Source organism: Methylocystis suflitae, assembly GCF_024448135.1.
Classification (GTDB): domain Bacteria; phylum Pseudomonadota; class Alphaproteobacteria; order Rhizobiales; family Beijerinckiaceae; genus Methylocystis; species Methylocystis suflitae.
Genome location: NZ_JAMRYX010000062.1, coordinates 1 through 13343, shown reverse-complemented (window position 1 = coordinate 13343; position 13343 = coordinate 1). Strand labels below are relative to the sequence as shown.

Genomic DNA, 13343 nt, shown 5'->3' with positions numbered 1-13343 from the left:
GCCGGGCGGCGATCTCCACATCGAATGGCGGGCCGACGATCATGTGCTGATGACGGGGCCGGTCGAATTCGAGTTTGAAACCAGGCTGGATCCTCAGATTTTTCAGGGCGTCGTAGCGTGAACGCGCCGCTTCGCAGCGCCGAGGTGGTAACCTTCGGGTGCCGGCTTAACGCCGTCGAGTCGCAGGAACTCGCCAAAGCCCACGCCAGCGCGCGCGAGACGGTGATCGTCAACACCTGCGCCGTCACGGGCGAGGCCACGCGACAAGCGCGTCAGGCGATCCGCCGCTTGCATCGCGAGCGGCCCGAGGCCGAGATCGTCGTCGCAGGCTGCGCGGCGCGGCTCGACCCTCCCGGTTTCGCCAAGCTCGAGGGAGTGACGCGGGTCCTCGCCGAACATGCGCCAAATCGCGCGCTTGCGAGCGTTGAGGGCACGCGCGGACTGCTTGCCGTGCAGAACGGCTGCGATCATTGCTGCACCTTTTGCATCATTCCCTTTGGCCGCGGCGCGGCGCGCTCGGCGCCGCCGGATGAGGTCGTCGCGCAGGCCCGCGCGCTTGTCGCGAGCGGCAAGAAGGAGATCGTGCTGACGGGCGTCGATCTCACGAGCTACGGCGTCGACCTTGGCGAAGGTTGGACGCTCGGGCGCCTCGTGCGTCTGCTGCTGCGCCGCCTTCCTGAACTTGAGCGGCTGCGTCTCTCGTCTGTCGATTGCATTGAAGTCGACGAAGATCTCGTCGAGGCTTTTGCCGAAGATTCGCGGCTTTGCCCGCATCTTCATCTGTCGCTGCAGTCCGGCGACGATCTGATCTTGAAGCGCATGAAGCGCCGCCATTCGCGACAGAGCGCCATGGATGTCTGCCGCGCGCTGCGCAAGCAGCGGCCAGACATCATCTTTGGCGCCGACTTCATCGTCGGCTTTCCCACCGAGACGGAAGCGATGTTCGACGCAACGCTCGACATCGTCGACGCCTGCGGTCTCACGCATCTTCATGTCTTTCCCTTCTCGCCACGTCCGGGAACGCCGGCGGCGCGCATGCCGCACGTCGCGCCGCAGATCGCCAAAGAGCGCGCGGCGCGATTGCGGGAAAAGGGCGACGCCGCGCTGCGCCGTCATCTCGATGCGCAGATCGGCAGGAGCTTGCACCTATTGACCGAGCGCGGCGGGACGGCGCGCGCCGCCGATTTCACTCTCGCGCACACGCCTGGCGTCGACGCGAGCATAATGATCGAGGCGCTCTGCACGGGCCACGACGGGCGGGCGCTGACGACGCGCCCTACGGCGCTTGGTAGGTGATCCGGTAAATGGCGCCGTTCTGATCGTCGGTGACGAGAAGCGAGCCGTCAGCAAGTTCTGCAACGTCAACCGGCCGGCCCAGATAGGAACCCGAACCGTCGTTCCAGCCTTCGGCGAAGGGCATGCTCGCGGTCGTCCCGGCGCGCGTGACCATCACGCGCGCGCCGATCGGGATGCTCCGGTCCCACGATCCGTGCTGCGCGTAAAACAATGCGTTCTTGTATTCCTTCGGAAACATGTCGCCGCGGTAAAACATGATGCCAAGATCGGCCGCATGCGGCGCTGTCTCCACAACAGGAAAGACGACGCCCTTCGGCGGCTCGACGCGCGCATATTCGTTGGTGCGCACATGTCCGCCGCCATACCAGGGGAAGCCGAAATTCAATCCAGCCCTGTCGGCGCGATTGATTTCGCCCGGCGGGCGATCGTCGCCCATGGAGTCGACCTGATTGTCGGTGAACCAGAGCGACCCATCCGTGTCGAACGCCATGCCGACGGAATTGCGAATGCCGGTCGCGAAGACCTCGCGCTGCGATCCGTCGAGATTCATCCGAATGATGCCGCCGATTCCCGTCTTCTCGTAAAGCGCGAGCTTGTCTCGCGGCGCGACATTGTTCGGCTGGCCAAGGGAAATGTAGAGCTTGTCGTCCGGACCTATTCGGCACACGCGGGAGGAATGGCCGCGGCTCTCTTCGTTCCTTGGAATGAGATCGCCTAATTTTACGACGATCTTGGCGTTCGCCGCCGCGTCGCGCCACGTGTTTTCCGCATCGTCGAACCGTGTGACGCGGTTACGCTCAACGAGAAAAAGCGCGCCTCCGTTTGAGAAGCAAACGCCATGCGGCATCGTGAATGGTATGGACGGCGCGAAGCGTTCGACCGCAGCTGCCGTCTTCTCGCCGGGCGTGATCGCATAGACGTCCTTCTCCTCGGCGCCGACAAAAATCGTCTTTCCTTCTCGCCCGATGGCGAGCGTGCGCGCCCGCGGCGCCAGAGCATAAAGTGAAATCGAGAAGCCTGGAGGAAGTTTGATGCGCTTGAGAATTGATTCTATCTCTGCACGACGACGGTCTTGCTCTGCGCTACGACGGTCTTCCGCCCTCGCGCCGGCGACGCCACAGCCCAAAGCGCAGAAAACCAAAAGCGCGGCGACTCCAATACGCATGTCGATGCCTTTCGGACTCTTTCGACGCCATATAGGCCGCAAAAAGGGCGGGGCCAGTTAAGGCTCCGCCCTACCGCGGGTTCCCACTTCGGTCAAAGTCACATCGAGGTCGACTGGTCTCTCGACGTCGTCGAAGTCGTCGTGTCTTCCCAATAGGGGGAGGACCCGTAGTTCCTGTGCAGCCTGGTTTCCCAGTCGCGATCGCTCCAATTCTCATCACCCGCATATTCGGGAGCGTTCTGCAGCTGCTCTTCCGTCACATTTGCGATGTATCCGCCGAGATTGGTGTCGTAACGGAACGCCTTCCAGGGCAAGGGATGCTCGCCTTCGCCGATGCCAAGAAAGCCGCCGAAGGTCATAATCGCGTATCGAACCACACCGGAGACGCGATCAATCATCAGGTGGTCGATTTCGCCAATCTTGTTGCCGGCCGCGTCATACACATCCGTGCCTTCGACCTTATCGCTGGAGATAAGGTTGGCGTTTGGCTGTGCCATGCCCATAGTAACCTCCTGCAGCGCGCGCTTAACCGACGCCATTGTCGAACTTGCCGCGCCTTTCCCAAAAGAACACAGGGTGACGCCCCTTGTTCCGCGCCAAAAACCAAAAATCGGCGGCTACATAAGCTTAGCGACGTCTTCCTTCTTCGGTAAAATGCCGCTAATGCAAATGCGTGATGCGCGGCGCCTCCAGATGAAAAGCTTCAGTCATCAGGTGACCACCGTCGCCCATCGTCAATGCATCAGGCGATTGCGAGGCGGATTCGTCTTCTGAGTCCGCTTGTCGTCAGTCGCCCCAATGGGCCTCGCCCGGCAGGTAAGAAGAGCGCATGTCTCCGGAATTCAGCCTTGGCTGGGAAGTCTTCGAGATCATCTGGATCAACCTGCTGCTCTCGGGCGACAATGCAATTTTGATCGCGCTTGCGTGTCGGCAACTGCCGGTGCGTCAGCGGCGCTGGGGCGTATTTCTGGGCGCGCTTGGCGGCGTCATTCTGCGCATCGCTTTCACGCTCGTCGTCGTCGAGCTTATGGCGGTTCCCTATCTGAAAATTGTCGGCGCCGTTCTGCTGCTCATCGTCGCCGTGAAACTGCTGATCGACGAAGCCGAGCACTCCGACGTCAAGGCCAAACCCAACCTCTGGAGCGCGGTCGGCGCCATCATTATGGCGGACGCCGTGATGTCGCTCGACAATGTCATCGCCATCGCGGCGGCGGCGCATGGCTCGACCAATCTCATCGTCTTCGGGCTTCTCGTTTCAGTGCCGATCGTGATGTTCGGCGCGGGCGCGCTGCTGAAGGTGCTGGAGAGATTTCCGGCGCTGGTCTGGGCCGGCGCAGGGCTTCTTGGCTGGGTCGCGGGCGACATGGCGAGCGCCGATCCAGCCCTGCCCACATTCGTGCATGTCACGAACCACGGCGCGCTCGAACTTGGGCTATCGATTGCCGGCTGCGTCCTGGTGCTGGCCGTCTCCATGGCGATCGCCATTTACCGGCAATGGCGCGAGGACCAGCGCGTCTCGCGAGACTAGCGCTTCGATCACATGGAATCATGTGATCGATAGGAATCGCTCATTCGCATCGAAAAAGTCTGTCAACTTTTTCGGAACCCGCTCTAGCCGCGTCCCATGCCCTGTTTGGCGAGGGGCTGCTGCGGATCGAGCGTGAGCGCGCGCTGAAAGGATTCCCGCGCCTTGGAGCGGTTGCCGCTCTTGTCGTAAGCGACGCCGAGCCAAGCCCACGCGAGCGCGCTCTTGCTGTCGACGTTGAGCGCGGCGTTGAAATCCTCGACCGCCTTGTCGTATTTGCCGAGCGTGACCAGGCTTTCGCCGCGCGCCAGATAGGGCGCCGCCGCAAAGGGATCGCGGTCGATGGCGTTGTCGAAATCGGTCACGGCGCGCGCATCATCGCCGCGTTTCTGATGGATCAGCCCGCGTGCATGAAACGCCTGCGCGCTTTCGGGATTGAGGCGAATGGCCTGGTCGAGATCGGCAAGCGCCTGATCAAGGTTGCCCTGGGCGCGCAGCAGGTTGGCGCGACCGACGTAAGCCGGCGCATGTTTGGGATTGACTTCGATCGCTCGGTCGAAGTCGGCGCGAGCGGCGTCGCTCTGGCCCATTTGGCGGAGCGCGAGCGCACGATTGGTGTAGGCCGCCGAATTATTTGGCTCGAGCTTGATGGCCTGTGTGAAGTCGGCGACCGCCTCCTGAAACCGCCCGACCCGAGCGTAAGCGACGCCGCGGGTGTCGTACGCCTCAGCGCTCGACGGATTGCGCCGAATCACTTCGCTGAGCGAATTAATGTTGACGGAGGCGGAGTTCGGGTCGGTGTCGGCGATCTCGGCGATGCCGCGTCCCGGCGGCCGGATGCCGCTCGCGGTTTCGCAGCCCGCCAGAGCGATGATGGCGAGCGCCGCCGCGCCGCGCGTTAGCGCCTGACCAGATAGGAGCGAAGCTTGGCGACGCGACGTCGCCGCACGGCGAAAGCCCATGCCTTCAGATCCTCCCAGCCGCAATACGTCTTCCCCGTGTCTCTTCTATGCGCAATTTTTAAAAAGCGCTTGCAATCGGGCGAGAATTCGACGGCTTTAGCCGGATCAGCGGGCGCCGACCGGCTTCGCCTTCACCGGCAGCAGGCCTTCGCGCTGGAGCTTCTTGCGGGCAAGCTTGCGGGCGCGACGGACCGCCTCGGCCTTCTCGCGCGCGCGCTTCTCGGACGGCTTTTCATAATGACCGCGCAGTTTCATTTCGCGGAAGATGCCCTCGCGTTGCATCTTCTTTTTCAGAGCCTTGAGCGCCTGATCGACATTGTTGTCGCGAACGAGAACTTGCACGTATCCATCCTGTGTTTGGGACCCGCCGCGACGGCTCCGTCGTTCAGCGGCCTTAATAGGGAATAGGTCTCCGGGCGCTGGCGGAGCGCCTGACCCGTGCGGCACGGGATAACAGAATCGCCTTCCCCTGTCCACGGCCGATTGGCGCTAACGCGCCTCAACCTATACTTAACGCGGCGCTCCCCGGCGCCTAGCCGCGCTGGCGAGGCGCATGACCTCCTTGTTCAATCTCGGCGTTATAATATAACATTGGCTATGTTCGACATGACGACGCAAGAACGCGCCCTGCCCCAGCATGCGCGCGCCGGCGCAGCCGCTGGCGCTCGAGAGGCGCGGCTCTCAGCTCTCGCAGCCTCCGCCGGCGCCCGTTTCATCGTCGCCGCGCTGCTTCTTGCAGCCCTGTGGGCCGGCGCCTACTGGGCGCTGCATTGAGCGCGGCCGCCAATGCGCCGGCGATCCGGCTCCTCAATCTCACCCTCGGCTATGATCGTCGCCCCGCGGTTCATCACCTTGAGGGCGAAATCGCCCCCGGAGAAGGACTCGCCGTCTGCGGCCCGAACGGCGCCGGCAAGTCGACGCTGCTCAAGGCGCTCGCCGGGCTGCTGACGCCGCTTGGCGGCAAGATCCATTTCGGCGGCCTGTCGCCGCGCGCCGTGGCCTATCTGCCGCAGATTGTCGACATTGACCGCGCTTTCCCGATCAATGTGCGCGATTTCGTGGCCATGGGCGCTCTGGCGCGCGTCGGTCTTTTCGGGGCGCTGAACGCGGCCGAGCTGGTTCGGGTGGGCGCGGCGATCGAAACGGTCGGACTCGTCGGCTTCGAATCGCGAACGCTCGAAACCCTGTCCGGCGGACAGATGCAGCGGGCGCTGTTCGCGCGGCTGATCGTTCAGGATCAGCCGGTCATTCTTCTCGACGAGCCTTTCGGCGCGATCGACGCAGCGACGATCGACGATCTTTTGGCCTTGATCGCGCGATGGCGCGCCGAAGGGCGCACCGTCGTCGCCGTTCTGCACGAATTGGAGATTGTCCGCCGCGCCTTCCCGCGCACGCTGCTGCTTGCCCGCGAATGCATATTCTGGGGCGACACGCGCGACGCCCTTTGCGAAAGGAATCTCGTTCGCGCGCGCGCCATGTCGGAAGCCTTCGACGAGCGCGCGCGCGAATGTCTTCGCGATGAGTTTGACGCCGAAGATCGCCTGCATGTTCACTGACGTCTTCGTCACGCCATTCGCCGATTATGAATTCATGCGACGGGCGCTTGTCGGCTCCCTGGCGCTCGCGCTTTCGGGCGCGCCGCTCGGCGTCTTCTTGATCCTTCGGCGCATGTCGCTTGCCGGCGACGCGCTGTCCCATGCGATCCTGCCGGGGGCCGCCGTCGGCTATCTCGTCGCCGGCCTGTCTCTGCCCGCGATGACCTTCGGCGGCCTCTTCGCCGGACTCGTCGTCGCGCTCGCCGCCGGCGCCGCCTCCCGATTTACGACGCTGCGCGAAGACGCGTCGCTCGCGGCCTTCTACCTCGTCTCGCTGGCGCTCGGCGTGACGCTCGTATCGCTGCGCGGCTCAAACGTCGATCTGCTCCACGTGCTCTTCGGCTCGGTCGTCGGACTCGACGACGCGGCGCTTCTGCTGCTCGTCGGCGTGTCGACCGTCACGCTCATTCTGCTGGCGGTTTTCTACCGAGCGCTGGTGTTGGATACGCTCGATCCGCTGTTCTTGCGGCAGACGAGCGCATTCGGCGAATTCACGCCGTTCCTCTTCCTCGCCCTGGTGGTGCTCAATCTCGTCGCGGGCTTTCATGCGCTTGGCACGCTGATGGCCGTCGGCGTGATGATGCTTCCCGCCGCTGCGGCGCGGTTGTGGACGCGCGATCTCGCAGTCGCCCTGCCGCTCGCCGCGGCGATCGGCGCCCTCTGCTGTTACGGCGGCCTTGTCTTCTCCAACGAGACCAGCACGCCGACCGGTCCCGCCATAATTCTCGCCGCGGGCGTCGTCTATTTTTTCTCGATGATTTTTGGCCGCGCCGGCGGCGTGCTGCGATTAAAACGGCCGCGCCGGCATCTTGAAGGATAGAGCGATGCATACACGCCGCAGCGCGCTAGCGCTTTCATTCGCCGCATTAGCCGCGCCAGCGATGGCGGAGGCGCAGAAAATACCCGTCGTCGCAAGCTTTTCGATTATCGGCGATCTTGTGCGGCAGGTCGGCGGCGACCGGGTCGCTGTCACCACTATCGTCGGTCCCGACGGCGACGCACACGTCTACCAGCCCAGTCCGGCCGATGGCCGCAACATTGCGCAAGCCCGGCTGATTTTCGTCAACGGACTCGGATTTGAAGGCTGGCTCGACCGTCTCGTCACTGCCGCCAAAAGCAGGGGTGAGGTGTCCACCTTAGGCAAAGGCGTCACTGCGCGAAAGGACGAAGAGGGGCAAGATCCGCACGCCTGGCAGGACGTCGCCAACGCCAAAGTTTATGTCGAGGCTATCAGGGAAGCGCTGACGGCCGTCGATCCCGAGGGCGCCAAGACCTATAAGGTCAACGCCGACACCTATCTCGCCAAGCTCGACGCGCTCGACGCGGAAATTCAGCAGGCGATCGCCGCCATTCCCCAGGAGCGTCGCCGCGTCGTCTCGACTCATGACGCCTTCGGCTATTTCGCCGCGCGCTACGGCGTCGCGTTCATCGCGCCGCAGGGCGTGTCGACGGAGGCTGACGTCAGCGCCCGCGACGTCGCGAAGATCATCGACGCCGTCAGGGCGCATAAGGTTCGGGCGGTCTTTGTCGAAAACGTCGCCGACCCGCGCCTCGCCAAGCGCATCGCCAGCGAGACCGGCGCCCACGTCGGCGGAGTCCTCTATTCCGATGCGCTGTCGGACGCCAAAGGCGATGGCGCAACCTATATCGACATGATGCGTCATAATGTAAGAGAATTGACGAAAGCCCTGGCGCCATAGCCCCCTCCCCACCCCTCCCCCACTTCGTGGGAGAGGGAGCAGGCCCGGCCCTCTTAGAGAGTTTCGCGCAAGGCCGATCATTAGGGTCCCCTCTCCCGCCGGCGGGGGAGGGACAGGGTGGGAGCGATCGAAACTGGAGTAAGCGGCATTGACAGACAAAATTCCCGTCACCGTCATCACCGGCTATCTCGGCGCCGGCAAGACGACGCTTCTCAACCGCATTCTCACCGAGCAGCATGGCCGGCGCTACGCCGTCATCGTCAATGAGTTCGGCGAGATCGGCATCGACAATGACCTTGTCGTCGGCGCCGACGAAGAAGTCTTCGAGATGAACAACGGCTGCATCTGCTGCACCGTGCGCGGCGATCTCATTCGCATCATCGAGGGCCTGATGCGCCGGCGCGGCAAGTTCGACGCGATCGTCGTCGAGACGACGGGCCTCGCCAATCCGGCGCCTGTCGCGCAGACCTTCTTCATGGACGCTGACGTCAAGGAGGCGGCCCGGCTCGACGCGGTGGTGACGGTCGCCGACGCCAAATGGCTTGGCGAGCGGCTGAAGGACGCGCCGGAAGCGAAAAGTCAGATCGCCTTCGCCGACGTGATCGTGCTGAATAAAACCGATCTCGTTTCAGCCGATGAGCTCGCGGAAGTCGAAGGACGCATCCGCGCGATCAATCCTTACGCCGCTTTGCATCGCGCGGTGCGGTCGGACGTTCCCCTGCAGGCGGTTTTGGAGCGCAACGCCTTCGACCTTGACCGGATTTTGGAGATCGAGCCGGCGTTCCTCGAAGCCGAGGAGTCGAGTCACGATCATGACGAAGGCCATGATCACGAATGCAGTCCAGATTGCGGCCATGATCATCACCACCATGATCATCACGACCACGACCATCGGCACGGCCATGGCCACGCGCATGAAGATCATCACGCGCCTCACGCCGGGATGAAGCATTTCCATGACGACGAGATGCATTCCGTCTCGATCCGCCACGACGGCCTGGTCGACCCTGAAAAGTTCGTTCCGTGGCTGAACGATCTGATTCAGCGCGAAGGACCGGACATTCTGCGCAGCAAGGGAATCATCGCCTTCAAGGACGAGCCGCGGCGGTTCGTGTTCCAAGGCGTCCATCAGATCCTCGATGGCGATTTGCAGCGAGAATGGAAAGAAGGGGAGAAGCGCGAATCGCGCCTCGTCTTCATCGGCAGGAAGCTGAAGGAGCAAGAAATCCGCGAAGGCTTCGAGAAGATCGTCCTTGGCGCGTCGGCCGCGCAGGAGACGCTTCATTCATAAGAAATGATCTCGCGCTCGGCGACATGCACGACCTTGGTGCGGCGGGAGTCGCCGGCCTTGCGGCGAATGAGAAATCGTGGACGACGCTTGCCCAGACTGGTCTCGCAGCGCCGGCGCGCGAAGGCGGCGGGGATCTCTTCGCCAACGCTCTCGCGCGAACGCAACGCGCCATCCTCCTCGGTGACGCGCGGCAGCCCAAGCCAGGCCGCCCAGTGACGCCAGTCGGACGCAGCGGCGCCGCAGTCTTGAGTCTCGCCGAGAAGAATGTCGAGGTCCGGGTCGCTGTGCGCCAGCGAAAGAACGTAACGCGCCGATCCATCGTCCGCGGGCTGCACCTCGAGAGCGACGCCGCAATAGGCGGTGACGGGCACCGAGATGACCATGGAGATGCCGCTGAAGCGACGGGAAATCAAAACATCGTCCCGAGTGACGCGGATGCGCCGCGCCCCGCCGTCGGCGCGGCGATCACGCTGAACAAACACCGTTTCCTCGATTCTGCGCGCAGCATTGGCCTCAACCATCGATCTCTCCTTGCGGCTTGAATTTCGTCTCGGCTCCATATTGCCGCAGCCTGCCCGCGAAGGCGCTAAAAAGCCTGGTGAACAGCACGTAAACCATTGCTTCTACGCATGGTTTAGGCGATGAGGGTGAAGTCCATGAAAACGAATTCGTTCAAATTGCTCCTATTCTGCGCAACGCGCCCGCTTGCGGCCCGTCGGCGGCTCGCCTACTCCTCCTCATGATGGGCTCCAGCCAAGCGGAACTCGCCGCTTTTCTTCCACAACTCGAAAGCGTCACGCGCAGGGCCGGCGAGATCGCCATGGCGTATTTCCGCGCGGGCGAGCGGACGACCGCCGCGGTTTCCTATAAGTACGGCGGCTCGCCGGTCACCGAGGCCGATTTCGCGGTCGATCGGTTCCTGTTCCAGGAGATGGCGCGGATTGCGCCCGAGGCGGCGTGGCTTTCTGAAGAGAGCGCCGACACGGCCGATCGCCTGACGCGCGACGCCTTGATGGTGGTCGATCCGATCGACGGAACGCTGGCGTTCTCGCGCGGCGACGCGCGCTGGTCGGTTTCCATCGCTCTGGTGGTTGGCGGCCGGCCGGTCGCCGGGATCATCCACGCGCCGGCGCTGGGCGAGACTTATATCGGCGCGCTCGGACTCGGGGCCTTCCTCAACGGCTCCCCCCTCATCGCGCCGCAGCGCGCCGAAATTGCCGGGGCGGCGCTCGTCGCGCCACGGACGATGCAGGACCGCTTGGCGGCGTCGCCACGGGGATTCGTGATGGCGCCGCGAACGCCCTCGCTCGCGCTGCGGCTTGCCGATATCGCCTCCGGCCGGCATGATATCGTGGTCGCCGCGCCCAATGCGCGCGACTGGGACATCGCCGCCGCGGATATTCTCCTTGCAGAAGCGGGCGCCATGTTGAGCGAGCCGGAGGGCGTCGCGCTCACCTATAATCGCGCGTCACTCGCCCGCGACATGCTCATCGCGGCTCCGAAATCGCTGTTCGACGATAGCCTCGCGCTGGCGCGGGAGGTCTTGGAAGGAAAATTATGAACAAGACGACGCAAGCAACCTCGGCGAAGAAAGAGAAACAGCTGTTGCATCTTGTATTTGGCGGCGAGCTGGAGACGCTCGACGGCGTCGCGTTCCGCGATCCGAGCAAGCTGGACATCGTCGGCATCTATCCGGACAATGATAGCGCGCTCGCCGCATGGAAGGCGAAAGCGCAATCCACGGTGGACAATGCGCATATGCGTTATTTCGTGGTTCACCTTTATCGGCTGCTCGATCCGGATGTGGAGAAGCTATAGGCGGCCTTCCAAAATTCGCCGGTTTTGCCAGGCATAGAGTTGTCATTCCGAGTTGGCCCGACGCGCGCGGACAAGACGCCGTCAGAAGTGGGGACCGGATTCTTAATAGATTGGAAACATGTCGCTTCTGACAGTGTACCGGCTGGCGACGATCGCGGCGACGCCCTTCGCCAGCGCCGTGCTCAATTGGCGGGCCAACCATGGCAAGGAAGATCCCGCGCGATTGGCTGAACGCATGGGCGAGTCGAACCGCCCCCGACCGCGCGGACGACTCGTCTGGCTGCACGGCGCGAGCGTGGGTGAAAGCCTGTCGCTGTTGCCGCTCATCGACCGCTTCATTCAGCGCGGACTCGAAGTGCTCGTGACAAGCGGCACCGTCGCGTCTGCGCGCGTTCTCAGCGCGCGCTTGCCGGCAGGCGCCTTTCATCAATATGCGCCGATCGACGCCCCGAAATTCGTCGAACGCTTCCTCGATCATTGGCGTCCCGACATCGCGGTCTTCGCCGAGTCAGAGCTTTGGCCCAATATCGTCGCGGCCGTGCGCGCGCGCGGCGCGCCGCTGGTTCTCGCCAACGCCCGCATCTCTCGCAAATCCGCCGAGCGCTGGCGCGCCGTTCCCGGCGCGGCGAAATCCGTCTTCGGCGCCGTCGATCTTTGCCTCGCGCAGGATTCGGATAATGCGGCCCGCTTTCTGGCGCTCGGCGCGCGTTGCGTGCGCATCGCCGGCAATCTCAAATTCGACGTGCCGCCGCCGCCGGCCGACTCTGCAAAACTTGCCGAGTTCAATGGCGCGATCGGCGCGCGGCCGGCGTGGGCGGCGGTCTCCACTCATCCCGGCGAAGAAGACCTCGTGCTCGACGCGCATGTCGACATGGCCGCACAAACCCCGTCGCTGCTGACGATCATCGCGCCACGGCGCTGGGAGCGCGGCGTCGAGATCGTCGAAGCCGCGCGCGCCAGAGGCTTGACTGCGGCCTTGCGTTCGCAGGAAAGCGAACCGCGACGCGACGTCGACGTCTATATCGTCGACAACGTCGGCGAGCTTGGCCTGATTTTCCGAAGCGTCGGGGTCGTCTTCATGGGCAAGTCGCTGTTGCCCGGCGGCGGCGGACAAAATCCAATCGAGCCGGCGAAGCTCGGCTGCGCCATCCTGCATGGCCCGTATGTCGAAAACTTCACCGAAGCCTATGGCGAGCTCGCAGCCGCAAAGGCGGCCGCGCGCGTCTTAGACGCCGCATCGCTGGCGCGGGCCGCGCAGTATCTCCTCGCCGAGCCCGCGCGCATGCGCAAGATGGGACGCGCGGCCGCGGAAACCGTCGAGAGATTGGGCGGCGCCTCGCGCGGCATCATGACCGCCGTCGAACCCTATCTTGCGCAAATGGCGGTGGCCCAGCAATGAGCGTCGCGCGCGCCGCCGCTTTTTGAGATGCGCGCACCCGCCTTCTGGCGCGAAGATGGCGCGACGGCGCGTCTCCTGTCTCCGCTCGGCGCGCTCTACGACGCCATCGCGCGCAAGCGGCTCGCGCGTGAAGCGCCGCGCGCCAATTTGCCAACCATCGTCATCGGCGGACTGACTGCGGGCGGCGACGGCAAGACGCCTCTCGCCATCGCCCTCGCGCGCCGCCTCAAGGCGGCGGGAGAGCGCCCCGCGCTTCTCACGCGGGGCTATCGCCGCAGGCGCGGCGGAACGTCCTCCTTCGTCGTCGACCTGACGCGTCATGGCGCGGACGAGATTGGTGACGAAGCGCTGCTGCTTGCGCGCGTCGCGCCGACGATCGTCGGCGCAGACCGACTTGCGAGCGCAGACCTGGCGCAGCGCCTCGGCGCCACCGTCGTCATTCTCGACGACGGCTTCCACAGCCGTCGCGTTGCGCCCGACCTGACGCTCATCGTCATTGACTCGGACTATGGCGCGGGCAACAGCCGCTGCATCCCGGCCGGACCATTGCGCGCGCCGCTCGACGCGCAGCTTGCGGCGGCGGATATTCTGG

15 protein-coding genes and 2 pseudogenes are annotated in these 13343 nt (G+C 64.0%); 12 read left to right on the top strand and 5 right to left on the bottom strand.

The genetic code is table 11. From position 1 onward, the window contains the following. Together NEI07_RS04820 and NEI07_RS04815 are read left to right on the top strand one after the other, a co-directional pair. Positions 1–121, top strand: a pseudogene (locus NEI07_RS04820) (diaminopimelate epimerase); the annotation flags it as partial. After that, on the top strand, positions 118–1296 hold the full coding sequence (locus NEI07_RS04815; RefSeq protein ID WP_256033085.1) for a MiaB/RimO family radical SAM methylthiotransferase: 1179 nt from the start codon (positions 118–120) through the stop codon (positions 1294–1296). The pseudogene NEI07_RS04820 and the gene NEI07_RS04815, both read left to right, overlap by 4 nt. Here NEI07_RS04815 and NEI07_RS04810 read toward each other — a convergent pair. Further along, positions 1277–2461: a PQQ-dependent sugar dehydrogenase gene (locus tag NEI07_RS04810; protein ID WP_256033084.1), complete on the bottom strand. Its 1185-nt coding sequence runs from the start codon at positions 2459–2461 to the stop codon at positions 1277–1279. The genes NEI07_RS04815 and NEI07_RS04810 overlap by 20 nt on opposite strands. Before the next feature lie 98 nt (positions 2462–2559). Next, positions 2560–3000, bottom strand: a complete 441-nt coding sequence (locus tag NEI07_RS04805) for a PRC-barrel domain-containing protein (RefSeq protein ID WP_256033083.1) — start codon at positions 2998–3000, stop codon at positions 2560–2562. Positions 3001–3290: 290 nt separating this feature from the next. Between NEI07_RS04805 and NEI07_RS04800 the strand changes: the two genes are divergently transcribed. Then, positions 3291–3989 (top strand): TerC family protein, encoded by a 699-nt coding sequence (locus NEI07_RS04800; protein ID WP_256033082.1) that lies wholly within the window; start codon positions 3291–3293, stop codon positions 3987–3989. Positions 3990–4072: 83 nt separating this feature from the next. Here the strand turns inward: NEI07_RS04800 and NEI07_RS04795 are convergent, their stop codons facing one another. Together NEI07_RS04795 and rpsU are read right to left on the bottom strand one after the other, a co-directional pair. Next, on the bottom strand, positions 4073–4948 hold the full coding sequence (locus tag NEI07_RS04795) for a tetratricopeptide repeat protein (protein WP_256033080.1): 876 nt from the start codon (positions 4946–4948) through the stop codon (positions 4073–4075). 117 nt (positions 4949–5065) lie between these two features. Then, positions 5066–5290 (bottom strand): annotated as a pseudogene (gene rpsU, locus NEI07_RS04790) (30S ribosomal protein S21); the annotation flags it as partial. 264 nt (positions 5291–5554) lie between these two features. On the opposite strand from rpsU, the gene NEI07_RS04785 reads away from it, so the two are divergent. The 5 genes from NEI07_RS04785 to NEI07_RS04765 all read left to right on the top strand — a co-directional run bounded on the left by NEI07_RS04785 (position 5555) and on the right by NEI07_RS04765 (position 9534). Next, positions 5555–5722, top strand: coding sequence for a hypothetical protein (locus tag NEI07_RS04785; protein WP_256033078.1), 168 nt, complete (start codon positions 5555–5557; stop codon positions 5720–5722). After that, positions 5719–6504 (top strand): metal ABC transporter ATP-binding protein, encoded by a 786-nt coding sequence (locus NEI07_RS04780; RefSeq protein WP_256033077.1) that lies wholly within the window; start codon positions 5719–5721, stop codon positions 6502–6504. The genes NEI07_RS04785 and NEI07_RS04780 overlap by 4 nt, the downstream gene beginning before the upstream one ends. Beyond that, entirely contained in the window at positions 6494–7363 is an 870-nt protein-coding gene (locus NEI07_RS04775) for a metal ABC transporter permease (RefSeq protein WP_256033087.1), read from the top strand. The genes NEI07_RS04780 and NEI07_RS04775 overlap by 11 nt, the downstream gene beginning before the upstream one ends. A gap of 4 nt (positions 7364–7367) precedes the next feature. Beyond that, the gene (locus NEI07_RS04770; RefSeq protein ID WP_256033075.1) at positions 7368–8243 is read left to right on the top strand and encodes a metal ABC transporter substrate-binding protein; all 876 of its coding nucleotides are present in this window, start codon (positions 7368–7370) and stop codon (positions 8241–8243) included. Between the two features lie 148 nt (positions 8244–8391). Further along, on the top strand, positions 8392–9534 hold the full coding sequence (locus NEI07_RS04765; protein ID WP_256033073.1) for a CobW family GTP-binding protein: 1143 nt from the start codon (positions 8392–8394) through the stop codon (positions 9532–9534). On the opposite strand, the gene NEI07_RS04760 is transcribed toward NEI07_RS04765, so the two are convergent. After that, positions 9525–10055 carry a DUF6101 family protein gene (locus NEI07_RS04760; RefSeq protein ID WP_256033072.1) on the bottom strand — a complete coding sequence of 177 codons (531 nt, stop codon included), beginning with the start codon at positions 10053–10055 and terminating at the stop codon, positions 9525–9527. The two genes, NEI07_RS04765 and NEI07_RS04760, sit on opposite strands and share 10 nt — an antisense overlap. 218 nt (positions 10056–10273) lie before the next feature. Between NEI07_RS04760 and NEI07_RS04755 the strand changes: the two genes are divergently transcribed. From NEI07_RS04755 to lpxK, 4 genes are all read left to right on the top strand, one after another. Then, a complete protein-coding gene (locus NEI07_RS04755) occupies positions 10274–11095 on the top strand; it encodes a 3'(2'),5'-bisphosphate nucleotidase CysQ (RefSeq protein WP_256033071.1) in 822 nt (273 codons plus the stop codon). After that, the gene (locus tag NEI07_RS04750; RefSeq protein WP_256033069.1) at positions 11092–11352 is read left to right on the top strand and encodes a DUF4170 domain-containing protein; all 261 of its coding nucleotides are present in this window, start codon (positions 11092–11094) and stop codon (positions 11350–11352) included. Before NEI07_RS04755 ends, NEI07_RS04750 begins: the two co-directional genes overlap by 4 nt. Before the next feature lie 118 nt (positions 11353–11470). Continuing rightward, a complete protein-coding gene (locus NEI07_RS04745) occupies positions 11471–12751 on the top strand; it encodes a 3-deoxy-D-manno-octulosonic acid transferase (protein WP_256033068.1) in 1281 nt (426 codons plus the stop codon). A gap of 27 nt (positions 12752–12778) precedes the next feature. Beyond that, positions 12779–13343 (top strand): tetraacyldisaccharide 4'-kinase (gene lpxK / locus NEI07_RS04740; RefSeq protein ID WP_256033066.1); only part of this gene is annotated, 565 nt, incomplete at its 3' end.